This is a genomic window from Citrobacter europaeus (assembly GCF_037482245.1).
GTDB lineage: Bacteria > Pseudomonadota > Gammaproteobacteria > Enterobacterales > Enterobacteriaceae > Citrobacter > Citrobacter europaeus.
In genome coordinates, this window is record NZ_CP148084.1 from 968,892 (window position 1) to 988,360 (window position 19,469).

Consider the following 19,469-nt stretch of genomic DNA (forward strand, 5'->3'; position numbering starts at 1 on the left):
TTGCAATAAATTGTCTGTTCAGCGTCACAGTTTTAAACCAAATGATTTGGCTAATTTGAGTAGCTAAAATAGCTTTAAAAGGCAATTCGCTAACTCGAGTTAGCATGATTGATAAAACGCATATGAACGTGAAGGTAGTATTCGCATTAACGGTGACGATGGCTTCCTGGCAACGTTTTTTCGCCTGATTCACTGATTGCAGTTTCTGTATATTGAGGAAAGCAGCAATGTCTGAAACATTTTTACAGATGAGTCATATTACGAAACGTTTTCCCGGCGTATTAGCGTTGAGTAATGTGGATTTTGCTTTACGCAAAGGTGAGGTTCATGCGCTGCTGGGTGAGAATGGCGCAGGAAAGTCTACGTTGATGAAGATTTTATCCGGTGTTTATCAGCCTGATGAAGGAGATATTATTTTCGAAGGGCAACCTGTTACTTTTGCGAACCCACTGAGCGCACAAAGCGCAGGTATCACTATTATTCACCAGGAATTCAATCTATTCCCTGAACTCACAGTAGAAGAAAATATATTTATTGGCAGGGAGTTTTGCAAAAATAATCGCTGGCGTCTGGATGAAAAACAGCAGCGACAGGCCGCTATCGATATTTTGCAAAAATTAAACCTGAATATTTCACCAGAAACGCTGGTGGCCGATCTGACCGTCGCGCAACAACAAATGGTTGAGATTGCTAAAGCGATATCGGTGAATGCCAAGATCCTTATTATGGATGAACCGACGGCGGCACTGACGGAAACGGAAATCGACAGCTTATTTCAGGTGACCCGTTTGTTGAAGGAACAGGGAACAGGCATTGTTTATATCTCGCACAGGCTGGAGGAACTGGCGCTGATAGCCGACCGCGCGACGGTGATGAGGGATGGTCAGTTTATTGCCACCGTAGATTATGATGCGGTTAAAATTAGCGATCTGATTGCCATGATGGTTGGGCGTGACCTCGGCAATATCTATCCTCGTCGTGGACCTTTGGCTCAACGTAAGCCGGTGTTGGAAGTAAGCGGTCTGACGCGCAATGGCGTACTGAACAACATTGATTTCACCCTGTATCAGGGCGAAATTTTGGGCTTTGCCGGCTTGATGGGCGCAGGGCGTACTGAGCTGGCGCGGGCGATTTTTGGTGCGGATCCCATTGATGGCGGAACTCTCAAGCTAAACGGCAAAGTTACGGTAATTAAAGATATTCCTGATGCTATCAAACAGGGCATCAGCTATTTAACCGAGGACAGAAAAAAAGAGGGGCTGGCATTAGGGCTGTCCGTTGAGCGCAATATCATGTTGGGCAATTATCCTGAGTATTCCGACCGTTATGGCAATGTGGACAGCAAACGTTGTCAGAAAACCAGCGAGGAACAGGTTAAGGCCCTACGTATTAAAACACCACATTTAGAGCAGGCAGCACTGAATTTAAGTGGCGGTAATCAGCAGAAAATTATTATTGCCAGATGGGTATGTAAAGATACCGATATTCTCATCTTTGACGAACCAACTCGCGGTATTGATGTGGGTGCCAAACTTGAAATTTATGAATTAATGAATCGACTGGTGGCAAAAGGGAAGTCAATTATCATGATTTCCTCTGAATTACCGGAAGTGCTGGGTATGTGCGATCGCATTTTAGTGATGCGTAATGGACGTATTACCGGGGAGTTAGCTTCTGATGACGCCACACAAGAAAAAATCATGCAATATGCGACGTTAGAGGACTAATTTATGACTATCTCTGTAACCTCTTCAGACAGCAATAATAAGAAAATAAAAATTAATAAAGAACTTTTAATGCGCCTTGCGCCGCTTTTGAGTCTGATTATTTTAGTAATATTTTTTAGCTTCGGTTCGCCATTTTTCTTTAACACTGAAAACATTATGACAATTGCCCTGCAAACGTCGGTGATTGGCATCATGGCGATTGGCGTTACCTTCGTCATTATCACTTCAGGAATCGACCTTTCTCTTGGCTCGGTCGTGGCCTTTTCTGGTGTTGCGGTCGGTATCAGCGCCACGCTGGGACTGCCTCTGCCCGTATGTATTCTGGCGGGGGTGCTGGCCGGGGGGTTATGCGGCTATATCAACGGCTTGCTGGTCACCAAAATGACTATCCCGCCTTTTATTGCCACGCTGGGCCTGATGATGTCCGTCAGAGGCATCAATATGGTGATGACGGATGGTCGTGCGATTTATTTCGCCGATTACCCCACCTTCAAAATGCTGGCCCAGGGACGTTTGTTCGATGTGCTGCCTTATCCCGTTTTTTACCTGGTAGTGGTGGCGTTAATCGCCGCCTACATCCTGAAGAAAACGGTGATTGGTCGCTATGTTTACGCCGTGGGTAGCAATGAGGTGGCCGCACATCTTTCCGGTATTAAAGTTCAGCGCGTCAAAATTTTCGTCTACGCCTTTTGTGGTCTGCTGACCGGGATTGCCGGGGTGATTCTGGCCTCTCGTTTGAACTCTGGTCAGCCAACGGTCGGCGTGGGATATGAGCTGGAAGCCATCGCGGCGGTTGTTATTGGCGGTACGAGCCTGATGGGCGGAATTGGCACCATCGGCGGCACGATCATCGGCGCATTCATTATGAGCGTGCTGAAGAATGGCCTGAACCTGATGGGCGTTTCCCAGTTCTGGCAAATGGTAGCCATGGGAGTGGTGGTCATTGCCGCGGTTTATCTCGACACATTACGCAAAAAAATTCGTTGATTTACGCTCCCGGAAGTCACGGGGCATCATAACCCTGACGTTTAGGGTGACTCACTCAGAACGGAGTAAAACAATGAGAACCAGGAATTTTGTCTATGCGTTATCCCTGCTGGCCTGTATGACATCCAGCGTATTGGCTAAAGATATGAACCTTCCGGTGGTCAGTAAAGGTTTCCAGCATGAATTCTGGCAAACCGTAAAAATGGGGACGGAAGCGGCAGCAAAAGAGTTGGGTGATAAAACCAGCTATGTTGGCCCGGCGGATGAAACTCAGATTGCCGAGCAGATTCAGTTAGTTGAAAACGCGATGGCGCAAAAACCGAATGGGCTATTACTGGCCGCGTTAGATGCCAATGCGCTGGCGCCATTAGTTGAGACCGCAAATTCACGCGGCATTAAAGTTGTGACGTTTGACTCCGGCGTGAATTCCGATATTCCGGTGAGCTTTGTCGCTACGAATAACCGAAAAGCCGGTGCTGAAGCCGCAGACGCGCTGGCAGCGGAAGTGGGCAGCAAAGGGAAAGTGGGCATTATTGCGCACGTAGCAGGGACTTCTTCAGCGATTGAACGTTCGGAAGGGTTTATTGCCCGTATGAAGGAGAAATATCCGGATATTCAGGTGCTACCGGTCCAGTACAGCGATGGCGATCCGCAAAAAGCGATGGATAAAACCATCGATATGATCCAGGCCAACCCGGATATCGCAGGAATTTATGGTACGAATGAAGGCTCAACGCTTGGCGTAGCAAACGCTATTGATAGCCAAAATCTGAAAGGCAAAGTGAAGGTGATTGGTTTTGATAGCACCGAGGCAATCATTGCTTTCCTGAAGTCCGGAGTGATTCAGGGATTTGTGGTGCAGGACGCTTATCAAATTGGCTACCAGGGTATTAAGACGCTGAATGCAGCGGTATCGGGTCAGTCTGTACCGAAAGAAATTGATATTCCGGTGAAATTTGTCAGCGCGAAGAATATTGATACGCCAGAAATTGACAAGCTGTTACACCCATTCGGTAAAAAATAAGACCGTTGGGGCGAGGTGCTCGCCCCATCATTAGCCAGCGTCAGGGAGTTACTATGGGCAGTGGATATTTCCTCGGTGTGGATGTCGGTTCCGCCAGCGTCAGGGCGGGTGTCTTTGATGCCAGTGGCAAACGGCTGGCTTTTGCGACTCGTACCATCTCGCAGTTTCGACCCGGTCCTGAGCGGGTTGAGCAGTCATCTGCAGAAATCTGGCAGCAGGTTTGCCATGCAGTGAAGGAGGCGGTGTCGTCATCCGGGGTTTGCATTGAGGATATTCGCTCATTGGGTTTTGATGCCACCTGTTCATTGGTAGCACTGGACGAACAGGGGCGGGGACTGGCGGTTTCCCCCGGCGAACCGTCAGACCATAACATCATCATGTGGATGGATCATCGTGCGGCGCAGGAGACGCAGCGTATTAACGCCACGCAGGATCCCTCTCTGCGCTATGTTGGCGGTGAGGTCAGCGTCGAAATGGAGCTTCCCAAAGTGCTATGGCTGAAAAACCATTTTCCAGCCACCTGGCAGAGTGCGCATCGATTCTACGATTTGGCGGACTTTCTGGTCTCTAAAGCTACCGCCACTGATGTTGCGGGGTTGTGCACGCTAACCTGTAAATGGAACTATCTGGCACATGAACAACGCTTCAGCCACTCCCTGCTCGATGCCGTTGAATTAACGGATTTATTGGGCAAAATCCCGTCGCGTATTCTGCCGCCAGGCGCTGGCGTTGGAACGCTTAGCAGCGATGCGGCCCAGGCGCTGGGGCTGACGACTACAGTGGTCGTCGCCAGTGGAATGATTGATGCCCATGCAGGCGGAGTGGCGCTAGCTGGTGCCGAGCCTGAGGGGACGTTGGCGCTGATCAGCGGAACGTCAAATTGCCATATGCTGTGCAGCCGGCACGAAATTCATACGCCAGGCGTATGGGGACCATACTGGTCAGCCATGCTGCCAGGCTACTGGCTGACGGAAGGGGGACAAAGCGCCGCCGGGGCGTTAGTCGACTGGACGCTTCAGGAGTCAGGTGCCAGCGCTGAGCTGTTTAACAAAGCTGAAGCGCGGGGGTGCCATCCCATCGTTTTAGTTAATGAGTGGGTTGCAGCACTTGAGGAGCAGGAGTCAGAGCCTGGTCGTTATTTGCATGTGCTGGCCGATCACCACGGTAATCGTTCGCCGCGCGCGCGACCCGATGCCCGGGGGAGTGTGTGTGGTTTAACGCTGGAACGAGGCGAGATGCAGGTTGCTCGTCTGTACCTGGCGACAATACAGGCGATCGCCTGCGGTACGCGACATATTATGGAGGTGATGCGCGAAAACGGTCACACCATTTCCCGTCTGACGCTGTGCGGCGGCGCAACGCATAACCCACTGTGGTTGCGAGAATATGCCGATGCCACCGGATGCGATATTCATCTTATGCAGGAAGAGGATGCGGTAACGTTAGGTGCGGCCATTACCGGCGCGGTGGCATGCGGCGCGTGGACCACGATTCCGTCCGCATGCCAGGCGATGGTTCGATCGGGCGGGGTGATCAAGGCTAACCCGGCACGGCGGAACTTCTATGATCGTAAATACCAGGCTTATCTGATGCTGTGGGATCAGCAGCAGGCGATTAACCAACTTATGCAGTAAGACAAAAGTTTAAAATACTTTTATGATTGGGGATTGACGTTTTTGGATGTGAACTGGGGCATATAAATGGCTAAAACAGTAGAACAGATAGCCAGCGATCTGAATTTATCGGTTACGACCGTACGACTGGTGCTGAACGGGAAAGCAGAGCAATATCGAATCAGTGTCAAAACCCAAACGCGTATTAATGAATATGTCGAGCGCTATGGTTACGTCATTAACCATTCAGCACGCAGCCTGAAATTGAATAAAACGGATACGTTAGGATTGATAGTCCCTAATATTTCCAACGTGTTTTTTGCCACACTTGCAGAAAAACTTGAGCAACGCTGTCGCCGTTCTGGTTATCAGCTAACGATTAGCTGTACCTATGACGATGTTGATTACGAAAATAAACTGACCAAAGCGTTAATCGCGCGCAATGTCGATGGCCTGTTTATTGTTCCTTCAACGTTAGAGAATCAGCAACACCATTTACGTCAGGTCAGGAAACCAATGGTGTTGCTTGACCGTGATTTTAAGTATACCGACAACGCACTGGTTGAAAGTCATAACATTTTGGGCGGCGAAAAGTTGACGCAAAGTTTGTTTGACGCTGGAAAGTCGCCGATCTGGTTTTTAGTAGGGGATACCGGATTACCCAGCATTGGTGACCGTTTGCAAGGTTATCTTAATGCATTGAACAATAATGGTATTTTTCACAGAGATTGGGTGCGCGAAGGTCCGGATAACACACCTGAAGGTGGTTATCGACTCATGGATGAGTTGATCGGTGAACAGGACTGTCCGCAGGCATTTATCGCCTCATCATTACCCGTACTGGAAGGGGCCATTAACGCTATTCGTAATCGTTTAGGCACCATTCCACCAGAAATTAATATTGGGACATTCGATGAACACCCAATGCTGGGATTCCTCGCCAATAATGTCTGGTCAATGCAACAGGATGAAAATGTCTGGGCGGAAAAAGCATTCGATATGATGATGAGTGCTATTGATGACCGGCCAATTAAAGAAACTGTAAAAGTTGAAATGAAACTAATTAAGCGCGTAAGACAACCATAATACGTCGCTAAAAATAAATCGGCCAACTGAATCTGAATAACTACATTCAGTGGCTGCCTGTACCTGAAACCTGACCCGTCTTATTCTGCGGCTGCATTTTTCGCAATAAAGACGAGGGGAAACTGTACCCGGAGAATCATTATGGAAAGAATGCGTTTGTCGCGAGAAATCATTGAAACCTGTCTGGAAATGACCAGCCTTGGATTGAATCAGGGGACGGCGGGAAATGTGAGTGCGCGTTATGAAAACGGGATGCTGATCACGCCCAGCGGTATTCCTTACGAAAGACTTACTGAAAACATGATCGTGTATGTAGATAACGACGGGAAATATGATAAAGGACAATTACCCTCCAGTGAATGGCGTTTTCACCTGGCGGCATACCAGACGCGTCCGGATGCCAATGCGGTTGTCCATAACCATGCCGTACACTGCACCGCCGTTTCAATTCTCAATCGCCCTATCCCGGCAATTCATTACATGATTGCAGCGGCGGGGGGAAACTCTATTCCGTGTGCGCCTTATGCGACGTTTGGTACACGAGAGCTGTCAGAGCATGTGAGCGTCGCCCTGAAAACCCGTAAGGCAACGCTTTTACAGCACCATGGGTTGATTGCTTGTGAAGCGAATTTGGAAAAAGCACTGTGGTTGGCGCATGAAGTAGAAGTTCTGGCCCGCCTGTATCTGAGCACGCTGGCGATTGTTGACCCAGTTCCGGTGCTGGATGACGAAGAGATCGCCATTGTGCTGGAGAAATTCAAATCTTACGGATTACGCATTGAAGAGTAATTTCGCATAGCGAAAAGGAGATATACGATGGCGAACAGAATGATTCTGAACGAAACGGCATGGTTTGGCCGGGGAGCTGTTGGCGCGTTAACCGATGAAGTCATCCGTCGTGGTTATCGCAAAGCGTTGATTGTGACCGATACAAATCTGGTACAGTGCGGCGTTGTTGAAAAGGTGACTTCCCGAATGGATGCTGCAGGTCTGGCATGGGAAATCTATTCAGGCGTTATCCCTAACCCAACCATTGCGGTGGTGCAGGAAGGATTGGGTGTGTTTCAGCAAAGTGGCGCAGACTATCTGATAGCCATCGGCGGAGGCTCCCCGCAGGATACCTGTAAAGCGATTGGCATTATCCATAATAACCCTGAGTTTGCAGATGTCCGCAGCCTTGAAGGGTTATCGCCAACGCGCAGCCCGAGCGTGCCGGTTATGGCAGTCCCAACCACCGCGGGGACGGCAGCGGAAGTGACCATTAACTACGTGATCACTGACGAAGAGAACCGGCGTAAGTTTGTTTGTGTCGATCCACATGACATCCCGCAGGTGGCGTTCATCGATGCTGACATGATGGACGGCATGCCCGCTGCATTAAAAGCCGCCACAGGAGTGGATGCACTGACTCATGCCATTGAAGGGTACATCACGCGGGCGGCGTGGGCGCTTACCGATGCGCTGCACATCAAAGCCATCGAAATTATTGCCGGGGCATTACGCGGTTCGGTCGCGGGCGATAGCCAGGCGGGTGAAGCGATGGCGTTGGGCCAGTACGTTGCCGGAATGGGTTTTTCCAACGTTGGCCTGGGATTAGTGCATGGCATGGCACATCCGTTAGGCGCGTTTTACAACACGCCGCACGGCGTCGCGAATGCCATTTTGCTGCCGCACGTGATGCACTATAACGCCGAATTTACCGGGGAAAAATTCCGCGATATCGCCCGGGCGATGGGGGTTAAGGTTGAAGGCCTGACGCTGGCAGAAGCACGTAAAGCTGCGGTGGATGCTGTCTTCGCCCTTAACCGTGATGTAGGGATCCCACTGCATTTACGCGATGTTGGCGTACGCAAAGAGGATATCCCTGCACTGGCGCAGGCGGCATTTGACGATGTTTGTACCGGGGGAAATCCGCGTGAAGCGAGCCTTGGAGATATCGTCGAGCTATACCATACCGCCTGGTAATCACCTGACGTTTATCCGGCCTGCTGGGTTGTACGATAAGTAGGCCGGATAAGGTGTTGACACCGCATCCGACAATAAGGCTACCGCGCCAGGCGTAATTGCTGTAGGTTTCCGTCGATATGTAAGTCCGTTTGCAGCCGCGCAATATCGCGGCACAGAAACGCCATCTCCCGATGTTCTTCGAGTTTCTTGCGCCATTTCTCCGGTACGTCATTCAGATGTTCATACAACGCTTCCAGCGTTGGAAACTGCGTCAGCAATTGTGTGGCGCTTTTGGGTCCAATACCGGCAACCCCTGGAACTTTAGAACTGCTGATCCCCGCCAGTCCCCAGTAATCAGGCAACTGTTGCGGTAGTACGCCGAACTCTTTCTCGATAAAGGGCGCATCCAGCCAGCGTTTCTGGAAATAGTCCCGAATACGCAGCGTTGGGGAGAGTAGCTGACAATAGCCTTTATCGGTTGAAACGATGGTTGCCTGATGTCCCGCCTGGCAAACTTTAACCGCCAGAGTAGCGGCTAAATCATCGGCTTCATTCCCGCTGGATTCCCAGCAGCAGACGCCGCGCTGTTCAAAAGCAGCGCGTAAGGCGGGCATTTCCTGGTGTAAATCGTCAGGCATTGGCGGGCGACCGGCTTTGTAGTCAGGTAAGCGTTGGTGACGCCAGCCGCTGTTGCGCGCCTCGTCATCAAATACCGCCACGGCGTGCGTGGGCTGACTGTGCACAATCAGCTGATCGAGTGCGTGCTGGCACGTCTCCACGCAGGGTGAGCCCTGTACGGCGTGAATACGACGGATGAGATTCAGTGCATCAACAATGAGCAGATGGACGGCCACGGTGTTCTCCCTAACAAATCAGTCTGTAGGGTAACATTCACGGCGAAGGGAGGCGAATAGTTGGCAGAAAAACAGGAAGAGGCCTCGCAAAAGAGGCCTCTTCAGGGGACTTAATCGCAGGTGACAATCTTCATCGCCAGACCACCGCGAGAGGTTTCGCGGTATTTGGCATTCATGTCTTTACCGGTTTCGTACATGGTCTCGATAACTTTATCGAGGCACACGCGCGGTTCACTGGTACGGCGCAGCGCCATACGCGCGGCGTTAACTGCTTTAACCGAAGCAATAGCGTTACGCTCAATGCAGGGTACCTGTACCTGGCCGGCAACCGGATCGCAGGTCAGACCCAGGTTATGTTCCATACCGATTTCCGCCGCAATGCACACCTGCATTGGGCTACCGCCCAGCAGTTCAGCCAGACCGGCTGCAGCCATGGAGCAGGCAACACCGACTTCACCCTGACAGCCCACTTCGGCGCCAGAGATAGAGGCGTTCATCTTGTACAGTGAACCAATGGCGCTCGCAACCAGCATGTAGCGCGCCAGCGAGTTAGCGTTCACTTCGCGGATAAACTTGTCGTAGTACGCCAGTACAGCAGGAACAATCCCGCATGCGCCGTTGGTTGGCGCGGTAACCACGCGTCCACCGGCAGCGTTTTCTTCGTTCACGGCCAGCGCGAACATGTTGATCCAGTCAACAACCGCCATCGGGTCAGTGGTGGTTTTGTCGCTGCTGACCAGCATACGACGCAGCGCCGCAGCACGACGCGGAACGCGCAGTTTGCCTGGCAATACGCCTTCGGTGATGATACCGCGCTCAATCCCGCTACGCATCACTTCCCAGACGTTGGCAAAGTGCTGTTCCAGCTCTTCTTTGCTGTGCAGCGCCAGTTCGTTTTGCATCATCAGACCAGAAAGCGACAGGCCGGTTTCCTGGCAATGACGCTGCAAATCAGCCGCAGATTTATACGGATACGGCACGTTTACCGGAGAGTTGTTCGGTAAACCAAAATGTTCTTCATCAACGATGAACCCACCGCCAATGGAATAGTAGGTCTGGCTGTAAATGGCTTTTTCGCCCGCCAGTGCGGTAATACGCATCCCGTTTTCGTGCAGGGACAGATTGTCCGCATGGAAATTCATGCACTTGTCGACCGGGAACTCAACCTCATGTTGACCGTCCGCCAGCAGCAAACGTCCATGAGTATTCACATCCTGGATAAAGGCCGGGATGGCATCAATGTCTACGGTATCCGGCAGATTACCCGCCAGGCCCATAATAATCGCGATGTCGGTATGGTGACCTTTCCCCGTGAGAGACAAAGAGCCATAGACATCAACCACTACGCGGGTTACGTCAGTGAGAATTCCGCGTGCAATCAGGTCATCCGTGAATTGTTTGCCTGCTTTCATCGGGCCAACAGTATGGGAGCTGGAAGGGCCAATGCCGATTTTAAAAATATCGAATACGCTAATCATGAGGCGTCCATTGTGTATCGAGGTGCGCCGCCCCGAAGAGCGGCGCAGGGGAATTAACTGAACAGAGAGTAGAAAATAGCGGAGATAGCGATCAGGCCCATAATCACAACGAAGACGTTGCTGATATGGCCGCTGTATTTACGCATTGCCGGTACTTTCTGAATGGCATACATCGGCATCAGGAACAGAATCATCGCGATGATTGGGCCACCCAGGGTTTCAATCATACCGAGGATGCTCGGGTTCAGCGTCGCCACAATCCAGGTGGTTACCAGCATGAACAGCGCAGTGATTTTGTTCAGTTTGTTGATTTCGATGGTTTTGCCTTTGCCGCGCAGAGACTTAATCACCATACCGTTGAAACCTTCACGCGCGCCCAGATAGTGGCCGAGGAAGGATTTGGTGATAGCGATAATCGCGATGATCGGTGCCATCCAGGCGATGATCGGCGCGTTAAAGTGGTTTGCCAGGTAAGACAGGATAGAGATGTTCTGCTCTTTCGCTGCAGCCAGGTCCGCTGGGGACAGGCTAAACACACAGCTGAAGACGAAGAACATTACGGTCAGCACCATCATGATGTGAGCGAATGCCAGGATCTTAGAGCATTTTTTCTCAGCTTCATCACCGTATTCTTCACGCTTCGCCACGGCGAAGGAGGAGATGATTGGTGAGTGGTTGAAGGAGAACACCATTACCGGAATTGCCAGCCACAGGGTCAACAGCAGGCCGTTGCCGGTGGTTGCTGCAGAATCAAAGGACAGGGTTTCCAGAATCGCACCGCTCCACTGAGGGATCAGGTACAGCGCCAGCAGCATCAGAGCCGCAACGAACGGGAATACCAGGATGCTCATCGCCTTCACGATCATCTGCTCACCGAAGCGCACGATGGTCATCATGCCAACAATCAGGATCAGAGACAGGATTGCGCGCGGCGGCGGCGTAATCGCCAACTGGTGGGTCAGGAAGCTTTCAACGGTGTTGGTGATTGCAACGCTGTAGACCAACAGAATTGGGTAAATAGCGAAGAAATAGAGCAGGGTAATCAGCTTACCCGCGCCGACACCAAAGTGTTCTTCTACAACTTCGGTGATGTCTTCACCCGGATTTTTACCGGACAGCACGAAGCGAGTCAGACCGCGGTGTGCAAAGAAGGTCATTGGGAAAGCAAGGATCGCCATGATGATAAGCGGGATCATGCCGCCTACGCCTGCGTTAATCGGCAGGAACAATACACCCGCGCCAATCGCCGTGCCGTAAAGGCCCAGCATCCACATGGTGTCTGTCTTGCGCCATGCGCTGCGGGTCTGGCCCGTAACGATAGTGCTGGTTTGAGTGTTTTCCATCTATTTCTCCTGGAGGAAGCTTAAAAAGTCGGGTTTGGGTTCAATCCAATGAGAAAGCACCCGACTGTAAATCGAAATTCGTTGAGCGATTTTTTATATAATTTTTCGCCGTAATAATTTGCGGGCGGAAAGATACATTTTAGTAATGGATGTATCAGTGATCGGGATCCCAAATGCAATAATCCACCTTTTATGTGGATAAATTTGGGCCATTAATCTGTTAAAAAATAGTCAAAGCGAATTTACGGGCGCGAAGGCTAACATTAACGACATATCTCATGAAAGCGAAGGCGCGAAGATAGGCGTGTTAAGCTGTAAAAACTGTTGTTTTTAGAGGATTTTGGCGACTAATAATAATTTCCTAAGATAAATCACGGTTGGGTTTTAAAGGTAATCGTTTGCGTACCGCTTCTTTTTTAATGAAATATCACTGATATTTATATGATCCTCTGGGCTATGTGACTGGTATCACTAAAAAAAGCCGGGAGGCTAATGCGCCAGACCCGGCTTTAATATGGACAAAACTGTCACCGCGATAGCGTCTGCTGGCGGCTGTTGAAGGTTAGGCGCAGATCTCGTAGCAAGGGATATACGCAGAGCCTGGTAACTTCATACGATGCTGTGCAACAAAGCCCTGCAGGAGATCGTCCATGCGGCGCATCATCTCACGGTCACCGTGGATTTTGTACGGGCCAAACTCTTCAATGGCGCGGATCCCAACTTCCTTCACGTTCCCCGCCACAATACCCGAGAACGCACGACGCAGGTCGGCCGCCAGTACTTCAACGGGCTGATCCGGGTACAGCTTAAGGTTAGCCATGTTTTCATGGGACGGCTCGAACGGCATCTGCAAATCCGGTGCGATACGAATCGACCAGTTAAAGCTGTAGGCATCGCCAGTGTCGCGGCGGTTCTCTTTCACCAGCGGCATCGCTTTTTTCATCAGACGCGCCACTTCCGCTGCATCGTCAATGATAATGCGATAGTGGCGACGCGCATCTTCCCCCAGCGTGTGCACGATAAATTCGTCCAGCACGCGGAAGTAATCGGCGCTCTCTTTTGGTCCGGTCAGGATCAGCGGTAAAACCTGATCTTTGTTGGCCGGATTCATCAGGATCCCCAGCAGATACAGCAGCTCTTCTGCTGTCCCTACGCCGCCCGGGAAGATGATAATACCGTGGGCGATACGCACGAACGCCTCCAGACGTTTTTCAATGTCTGGCATGATGATCAGTTCGTTAACCAGCGGATTAGGCGGCTCTGCGGCAATGATTGACGGTTCGGTCATACCAATAAAGCGACTGTCTTTGTATCGCTGCTGGGCGTGACCGACTGCAGCGCCTTTCATTGGCGCTTCCATCGCCCCCGGACCACAGCCGGTACAGATGTTCAGTTCACGCAGGCCCAACTGGGTGCCTACGCGACGGGCGTACAGGTATTCATTCTCGTTGATTGAGTGACCGCCCCAGCAGACGACCATGTTCGGCGCTTCGCCAACGTGCAGTGCCCGGGCATTACGCAGGATCGAGAATACGAGGTTGGTAATATGCACCGAGCTTTCGAGATCCAGATGCTGAAAACGACCGGCGTTATGGATCTGGCCATTGACGAACAGAATGTCGCGCAGCACGGCAAACAAGTTGGCCTGTAGCGCGCGAATAATGCGTCCATCAACAAACGCATCTTCAGGCGGGTTGATCAGTTCCAGCTTCACGCCCCGTTCGCGGCGCAGCACGTTAATGTCGAAACTTTCAAAGCGGGACAGCAGCTCTTTGCTGTTATCGGTCAAACTGCCGGAGTTCAGAACGGCAAGCGAACAGTTACGAAACAGTTGATACAGGTCGCTGCTGGCCGTGCGTTTAAGCATATCGACTTCCAGCTGCGACAACATGTCCATTGAGCCAAGCGGGCTAATATGTGTAATCAAGTAAACTCCTTACGGGACGAGAGACATCATCCTCTACTGATTACAATAGCCCTGGCTTATGACCTTTCACAACCTTGTGCACGGAATCGGGCACGCAAAATTGAGAAAAAAGATTACTGACGCACCAGACGACCCGTTGCCGGAGTGAAGTCGGTGTTGGTGCGCCATGGGTTAATGTCCAGACCGCCACGTCGCGTGTAGCGCGCGTAGACGCTCAGTTTCTCCGGCTGGCAGAAGCGCAGAATGTCATTGAAAATGCGCTCCACGCACTGCTCGTGAAATTCATTATGGTGGCGGAAGGAGACCAGATAACGCAGCAGCTTCTCCCGGTCGATTTTGCGTCCGCGATACTGAATTTGTATGGAGCCCCAGTCTGGCTGGTGGGTGATCAGGCAGTTAGATTTCAGCAGATGGCTGACCAGCGTCTCTTCCACCGCTTTTTCACCGCTCACGGCGTTTTCCAGATACTCAGTGCTGAACTGGTAGTTATCGATGACGATATCCTGATTATCGATACAGGTGCCGTTAAAGTGGGCAATCGGCTGTCCTTCCAGTTCGTCAAGACGGTACAGCGCCACGCTGACATCGCCCTCAGCACAAGTGCGCAGATCGTTTTCCAGCGTCTGGCGTACCGCTTCCCAGGAGTCAAAACGCGTCTGGTTAAAACTGTTCAGGTAAAGCTTAAAGCTTTTCGATTCAATCAGATTTACGCTGGTGTAATCCAGTTCTACATGACCGACCGCGACCTGCGGTAAACCGTTGGCATTCAGCCACGACAGTTCATACAGCGTCCAGATATCGGCACCGTGAAAAGGCAGATTATCGGCCTTTAAATCCAGTGGGTCGCGGTTCAGGCTGCGCGGGACGCCCTGCAGCAGGCTGGCATCGTAATTGTCACGGTAATCTGTTGATTTACCGAGAGTCAGGCCATCAAGCGCCTGATGATTTTCATAAGAGGACATGTTTCACCGTCATAAACCAGATACACTATGCGACAAGTGTATCCTGGCTTTTGTGAAGAGAGAAATCAGTGGACGAATTGACAGCGCAGGCGTTGACAGCCTTTACGACACGTTATTGCGACACATGGCATGAAAAAAACAACAGCTGGCCGCTCAGTGAAGAGCTGTATGGCGTACCTTCTCCGTGCATCATTTCTTCCACAAACGATGCGGTTTACTGGCAACCTCAGCCTTTTGTTGGCGAAAAAAACCTCAACGCGGTTGAACGGGCCTTTGATATCGTGATACAACCTGCGGTTCACGCTTTTTACACCACCCAGTTTGCCGGGGACATGCACGCGCAGTTTGCGGATGAAAAGTTAACGCTGCTGCAAACCTGGAGTGAAGATGACTTCAGGCGCGTTCAGGAAAACCTGATTGGTCATCTGGTCACGCAAAAGCGCCTCAAGCTATCGCCTACGCTTTTTATTGCCACACAGGACAATGAGCTCGATGTCATTTCGGTGTGCAATCTGTCCGGTGAAGTGTGCAAAGAAACGCTGGGAACCCGTCAAAGAAAGGTGCTGGCGGCCTCACTTGCGGAATTCCTCACTCAACTTAAGCCAGTTCTGTAATCCAGTTTGCCCTGAACCTTGTGAGAGATCTCTTACAAACCCTGTAGGACATTGCCAGGTAATAAGCGAAGACTTAATCAACGGATAAAATGATAATTCCTTATTATTCAGTTTGTTAATGATTCGATGTCAACTTTCATACGAAAATAATCTTAAGGGTATGTCTGTAAGCGTCTTGTAAGACAAGGCGAAACAGGCGATTCTATATCTGTCGACAAGGAGTCGCACAACGAAGAGAACATCAGGATGATGGCTCTTCGCCAGGACACACCAGGACGGTGTTACAAGGACAGGCTTCAGGATGAAGCAAAGCGGAAAACGCTGGATGCGTTAAAGGACACCTCCAGGACGGAGAATGAGAGCCGGTCAGGATGTTCGGCGGGTCAGGATGGCCAGGACACTTCAGGATGAAGTTTTCACATCGGGGTGATGTGAGCAGGATGCAAAAGTTCAGGATGAACACGGTCGCAAGACCACAGGAAAAGTTGTCACGGATGAGCAGGGAGCACTAAAAGTAGCTGGAATGCTGCGAAACGAACCGGGAGCACTGTTTTTACAGTGCTCCCTTTTTTTATTTCCCTTCACTAGTGCTATTCTTCGCGCCAGATTTTTCATCATTGAGGTTAATTTCATGACGACTCATGACCGTGTGCGCCAGCAGTTACACGCGCTTGAAGCGCTACTGCGTGAACATCATCATTGGCGGATGGATGAGCCTGCAGACCATCTGTTTACCAGCACGCAGCCTTTTTGTATGGATACCATGGAGCCGGTTGAATGGCTGCAATGGGTATTGATTCCCCGCATGCATACGTTGATTGATAACGCGCAGCCGCTTCCACAGGCTTTTGCCGTCGCACCGTATTACGAAATGGCGCTGGCTGCCGATCATCCGCAACGCGACATCCTCCTGACTGCATTGCAGGAGCTGGATGCGCTGTTTACAAGTGATAACACCTGATGCTGGAGATCCTCTATCAGGACGAATGGCTGGTCGCAGTCAATAAACCTTCGGGCTGGTTAGTTCACCGCAGTTGGCTCGACCGGGATGAGAAAGTGGTGGTGATGCAAACGGTACGCGACCAGATTGGTCAGCACGTTTTTACCGCCCACCGACTCGACAGGCCGACCTCCGGCGTGCTGCTGATGGGGTTGTCCAGCGAAGCCGGGCGTTTGTTGTCTCAGCAGTTTGAACATCATCAAATTCAGAAACGCTATCATGCGATTGTGCGTGGCTGGCTGATGGAGGATGCCGTACTGGATTATCCGTTAGTCGAAGAACTGGATAAGATCGCCGATAAGTTTGCTCGTGATGATAAAGGCCCGCAGCCTGCCATCACCCATTATCGCGGTCTGGCGACGGTGGAGATGCCGGTAGCGACCGGGCGTTATCCGACTACCCGCTACGGACTGGTGGAGCTGGACCCTAAAACCGGTCGAAAACACCAGCTCAGACGCCATCTGGCACACTTGCGCCATCCGATTATCGGTGACAGCAAGCACGGTGATTTGCGGCAAAACCGCAGCGCTGCAGAGCATTTTGGCTGTCAGCGCCTGATGCTGCATGCCAGCCAGCTTGCGCTGACTCATCCTTTTACCGGCGAACCGCTGGTGATTCGCGCCGGGCTGGATGATGTCTGGATGCAGGCGCTATCACAGTTTGGCTGGCGTGGACTTCTCCCTGAGAATGAAAGGGTTGAGTTCAGCGGGCTGTCAGGTCAGGATGAGCAAATAGATTCTTAAGTCCAGGAGATTACGGTTATGGCGGAAATTGGAATTTTTGTCGGCACGATGTACGGAAACGCACTGCTGGTTGCCGAAGAGGCCGAAGCTATTTTGACGGCGCAGGGTCATAAAGCCACGGTGTTCGAAGATCCGGAGCTCAGCGACTGGCAGGCATATCAGGATAAATATGTGCTGGTCGTGACCTCAACGACCGGGCAGGGCGATTTGCCGGATAGCATTGTGCCGCTGTTTCAGGGAATCAAAGATAATCTCGGTTTTCAGCCAAATCTGCATTACGGGGTCATTGCGCTGGGCGACAGTAGCTACGTTAATTTTTGCAATGGCGGTAAGCAGTTCGATGCGCTGTTGCAGGAGCAAAGCGCTCAACGCGTAGGTGAAATGCTGCTGATTGACGCCAGCGAACATCCTGAACCGGAAAGCGAATCTAATCCCTGGGTAGAAAACTGGGGAACCTTGCTTAAATAACCCCTCGCCTGCACGGGCATTCAATCCCCATTTGAACCGTAGGCCGGGTCTGGCGCAGCCGCCACCCGGCAATAAAACCCCAATTACGTGAACTAACTTCCACTGCTTTGGGCTTATGCCCCAAACAACTTCTCACTGCCTCCCTAATGTTGTGTTCATGCACGGTGAGGGTCAGTGGCACTCCTTCATATACTTTTCCCGTCAGTTCCCGAAAAGGCAGCGAGTCAGAATAAAACGGCCCTGAGCTGTACCAAAACTGCCACACACTAACCTCTCATTCTGATCACCCTACAGGTGCTGTACAGAATGAACTGGCGACAGCCAAGATTCAGGAGTGCAACAATGAGTTCATTAAGTCAGGCGGCGAGCAGCGCGGAAAAACGCACTAACGCTCGCTACTGGATAGTGGTGATGCTGTTTATCGTCACATCCTTCAACTACGGCGATCGCGCCACCTTATCCATTGCCGGTTCGGAGATGGCCAAAGACATTGGCCTGGATGCCGTAGGTATGGGGTATGTATTCTCCGCTTTCTCATGGGCCTATGTTATCGGCCAGATCCCCGGCGGCTGGCTGCTCGACCGCTTCGGTTCAAAACGCGTCTACTTCTGGTCCATCTTTATCTGGTCCATGTTTACCCTGCTGCAGGGCTTCGTTGATATCTTCAGTGGCTTCGGCATTATCGTTGCGCTGTTTACCCTGCGCTTCCTCGTGGGACTAGCTGAAGCACCCTCCTTCCCCGGCAACAGTCGGATTGTGGCGGCGTGGTTCCCTGCGCAGGAAAGGGGCACGGCGGTCGCTATCTTTAACTCTGCGCAATACTTTGCCACCGTTATTTTCGCGCCAATCATGGGGTGGCTGACCCACGAAGTGGGCTGGTCACACGTGTTCTTCTTTATGGGCGGTCTTGGGATTGTTATCAGCTTTATCTGGCTGAAGGTGATTCATGAACCGAATCAGCATCCGGGCGTAAACCAAAAAGAGCTGGAGTACATTGCCGAAGGTGGGGCGCTGATCAACATGGATCAGGCGGCCGCCAAAGCCAAAGTGCCGTTCAGCGTGAAGTGGGGGCAGATCAAGCAACTGCTGGGTTCACGGATGATGATCGGTATTTACATCGGCCAATACTGCATAAACGCGTTGACCTACTTCTTTATCACCTGGTTCCCGGTTTATCTGGTACAGGCGCGCGGCATGTCGATTTTGAAAGCCGGTTTTGTTGCCTCGGTCCCGGCCATATGCGGATTCGCAGGCGGCGTGCTCGGCGGCATTATTTCCGACTGGCTGATGCGCCGTACCGGCTCGCTAAATATCGCCCGTAAAACGCCAATCGTGCTGGGTATGCTGTTGTCGATGGTGATGGTGTTCTGTAACTACGTCAACGTGGAGTGGATGATCATCGGCTTTATGGCGCTGGCCTTCTTCGGTAAAGGCATCGGTGCGTTGGGATGGGCGGTGATGGCGGATACCGCGCCAAAAGAGATCAGCGGTCTGAGCGGCGGTCTGTTCAATATGTTTGGCAACATCTCCGGGATTGTCACACCAATTGCTATCGGCTACATCGTGGGGACCACCGGCTCATTTAACGGCGCGTTGATTTACGTCGGGGTGCATGCGCTGATTGCGGTAGTGAGCTATCTGGTGCTGGTGGGTGATATTAAACGTATCGAACTGAAACCTGTCGCAGGACAATGAT

Annotated in this window: 17 protein-coding genes; 12 read left to right on the forward strand and 5 right to left on the reverse strand. The window is 51.4% G+C overall.

The genetic code is table 11. From position 1 onward, the window contains the following. Positions 1 to 227: 227 nt before the first annotated feature. From WHR59_RS04580 to fucO, 7 genes are all read left to right on the forward strand, one after another. Positions 228 to 1,727 carry a sugar ABC transporter ATP-binding protein gene (locus WHR59_RS04580; protein ID WP_043017415.1) on the forward strand — a complete coding sequence of 500 codons (1,500 nt, stop codon included), beginning with the start codon at positions 228 to 230 and terminating at the stop codon, positions 1,725 to 1,727. Positions 1,728 to 1,730: 3 nt separating this feature from the next. Further along, positions 1,731 to 2,714 (forward strand): ABC transporter permease, encoded by a 984-nt coding sequence (locus tag WHR59_RS04585; RefSeq protein ID WP_003034055.1) that lies wholly within the window; start codon positions 1,731 to 1,733, stop codon positions 2,712 to 2,714. A gap of 73 nt (positions 2,715 to 2,787) precedes the next feature. Continuing rightward, on the forward strand, positions 2,788 to 3,738 hold the full coding sequence (locus WHR59_RS04590) for an ABC transporter substrate-binding protein (RefSeq protein ID WP_003034057.1): 951 nt from the start codon (positions 2,788 to 2,790) through the stop codon (positions 3,736 to 3,738). 53 nt (positions 3,739 to 3,791) lie between these two features. Further along, positions 3,792 to 5,372 carry an FGGY-family carbohydrate kinase gene (locus WHR59_RS04595; protein ID WP_338843637.1) on the forward strand — a complete coding sequence of 527 codons (1,581 nt, stop codon included), beginning with the start codon at positions 3,792 to 3,794 and terminating at the stop codon, positions 5,370 to 5,372. 66 nt (positions 5,373 to 5,438) lie between these two features. Beyond that, entirely contained in the window at positions 5,439 to 6,437 is a 999-nt protein-coding gene (locus WHR59_RS04600; RefSeq protein WP_043017413.1) for a LacI family DNA-binding transcriptional regulator, read from the forward strand. A gap of 141 nt (positions 6,438 to 6,578) precedes the next feature. Next, positions 6,579 to 7,226: an L-fuculose-phosphate aldolase gene (gene fucA, locus WHR59_RS04605; protein ID WP_338843638.1), complete on the forward strand. Its 648-nt coding sequence runs from the start codon at positions 6,579 to 6,581 to the stop codon at positions 7,224 to 7,226. Positions 7,227 to 7,253: 27 nt separating this feature from the next. Beyond that, on the forward strand, positions 7,254 to 8,402 hold the full coding sequence (gene fucO, locus WHR59_RS04610; protein ID WP_047409031.1) for a lactaldehyde reductase: 1,149 nt from the start codon (positions 7,254 to 7,256) through the stop codon (positions 8,400 to 8,402). Between the two features lie 80 nt (positions 8,403 to 8,482). On the opposite strand, the gene xni is transcribed toward fucO, so the two are convergent. From xni to queF, 5 genes are all read right to left on the reverse strand, one after another. Then, positions 8,483 to 9,238, reverse strand: a complete 756-nt coding sequence (xni, locus tag WHR59_RS04615) for a flap endonuclease Xni (protein WP_193145285.1) — start codon at positions 9,236 to 9,238, stop codon at positions 8,483 to 8,485. A 110-nt stretch (positions 9,239 to 9,348) separates the two neighbouring features. Further along, on the reverse strand, positions 9,349 to 10,716 hold the full coding sequence (locus WHR59_RS04620) for an L-serine ammonia-lyase (RefSeq protein ID WP_338843641.1): 1,368 nt from the start codon (positions 10,714 to 10,716) through the stop codon (positions 9,349 to 9,351). A gap of 53 nt (positions 10,717 to 10,769) precedes the next feature. Then, positions 10,770 to 12,059, reverse strand: coding sequence for an HAAAP family serine/threonine permease (locus WHR59_RS04625; RefSeq protein WP_043017409.1), 1,290 nt, complete (start codon positions 12,057 to 12,059; stop codon positions 10,770 to 10,772). Between the two features lie 562 nt (positions 12,060 to 12,621). Then, positions 12,622 to 13,986: a nucleotide 5'-monophosphate nucleosidase PpnN gene (gene ppnN, locus WHR59_RS04630; protein ID WP_003840366.1), complete on the reverse strand. Its 1,365-nt coding sequence runs from the start codon at positions 13,984 to 13,986 to the stop codon at positions 12,622 to 12,624. Positions 13,987 to 14,099: 113 nt separating this feature from the next. Continuing rightward, entirely contained in the window at positions 14,100 to 14,948 is an 849-nt protein-coding gene (queF, locus tag WHR59_RS04635) for an NADPH-dependent 7-cyano-7-deazaguanine reductase QueF (RefSeq protein WP_043017408.1), read from the reverse strand. A gap of 68 nt (positions 14,949 to 15,016) precedes the next feature. Between queF and syd the strand changes: the two genes are divergently transcribed. The 5 genes from syd (at position 15,017) to gudP (ending at position 19,468) form a co-directional block, all read left to right on the forward strand. Beyond that, positions 15,017 to 15,562: a SecY-interacting protein gene (gene syd / locus WHR59_RS04640; protein ID WP_043017407.1), complete on the forward strand. Its 546-nt coding sequence runs from the start codon at positions 15,017 to 15,019 to the stop codon at positions 15,560 to 15,562. Positions 15,563 to 16,193: 631 nt separating this feature from the next. Next, positions 16,194 to 16,523 carry a YqcC family protein gene (locus WHR59_RS04645; RefSeq protein WP_047413389.1) on the forward strand — a complete coding sequence of 110 codons (330 nt, stop codon included), beginning with the start codon at positions 16,194 to 16,196 and terminating at the stop codon, positions 16,521 to 16,523. Continuing rightward, a complete protein-coding gene (gene truC / locus WHR59_RS04650; RefSeq protein ID WP_080626157.1) occupies positions 16,523 to 17,305 on the forward strand; it encodes a tRNA pseudouridine(65) synthase TruC in 783 nt (260 codons plus the stop codon). Before WHR59_RS04645 ends, truC begins: the two co-directional genes overlap by 1 nt. A gap of 18 nt (positions 17,306 to 17,323) precedes the next feature. Next, positions 17,324 to 17,773: a flavodoxin gene (locus WHR59_RS04655; RefSeq protein ID WP_003034096.1), complete on the forward strand. Its 450-nt coding sequence runs from the start codon at positions 17,324 to 17,326 to the stop codon at positions 17,771 to 17,773. Positions 17,774 to 18,115: 342 nt separating this feature from the next. Beyond that, positions 18,116 to 19,468 (forward strand): galactarate/glucarate/glycerate transporter GudP, encoded by a 1,353-nt coding sequence (gudP, locus tag WHR59_RS04660; RefSeq protein WP_003034105.1) that lies wholly within the window; start codon positions 18,116 to 18,118, stop codon positions 19,466 to 19,468. Position 19,469: the final 1 nt, after the last annotated feature.

Excerpts from the sequence above, each read along its gene's own strand:
- WHR59_RS04580 (WP_043017415.1), top strand. The coding sequence starts at position 228 with ATGTCTGAAACATTTTTACAGATGAGTCATATTACGAAACGTTTTCCC.
- WHR59_RS04585 (WP_003034055.1), top strand. The coding sequence starts at position 1,731 with ATGACTATCTCTGTAACCTCTTCAGACAGCAATAATAAGAAAATAAAA.
- WHR59_RS04590 (WP_003034057.1), top strand. The coding sequence starts at position 2,788 with ATGAGAACCAGGAATTTTGTCTATGCGTTATCCCTGCTGGCCTGTATG.
- WHR59_RS04595 (WP_338843637.1), top strand. The coding sequence starts at position 3,792 with ATGGGCAGTGGATATTTCCTCGGTGTGGATGTCGGTTCCGCCAGCGTC.
- WHR59_RS04600 (WP_043017413.1), top strand. The coding sequence starts at position 5,439 with ATGGCTAAAACAGTAGAACAGATAGCCAGCGATCTGAATTTATCGGTT.
- fucA (WP_338843638.1), top strand. The coding sequence starts at position 6,579 with ATGGAAAGAATGCGTTTGTCGCGAGAAATCATTGAAACCTGTCTGGAA.
- fucO (WP_047409031.1), top strand. The coding sequence starts at position 7,254 with ATGGCGAACAGAATGATTCTGAACGAAACGGCATGGTTTGGCCGGGGA.
- WHR59_RS04620 (WP_338843641.1), bottom strand. The coding sequence starts at position 10,716 with ATGATTAGCGTATTCGATATTTTTAAAATCGGCATTGGCCCTTCCAGC.
- WHR59_RS04625 (WP_043017409.1), bottom strand. The coding sequence starts at position 12,059 with ATGGAAAACACTCAAACCAGCACTATCGTTACGGGCCAGACCCGCAGC.
- queF (WP_043017408.1), bottom strand. The coding sequence starts at position 14,948 with ATGTCCTCTTATGAAAATCATCAGGCGCTTGATGGCCTGACTCTCGGT.
- WHR59_RS04645 (WP_047413389.1), top strand. The coding sequence starts at position 16,194 with ATGACGACTCATGACCGTGTGCGCCAGCAGTTACACGCGCTTGAAGCG.
- truC (WP_080626157.1), top strand. The coding sequence starts at position 16,523 with ATGCTGGAGATCCTCTATCAGGACGAATGGCTGGTCGCAGTCAATAAA.
- WHR59_RS04655 (WP_003034096.1), top strand. The coding sequence starts at position 17,324 with ATGGCGGAAATTGGAATTTTTGTCGGCACGATGTACGGAAACGCACTG.
- gudP (WP_003034105.1), top strand. The coding sequence starts at position 18,116 with ATGAGTTCATTAAGTCAGGCGGCGAGCAGCGCGGAAAAACGCACTAAC.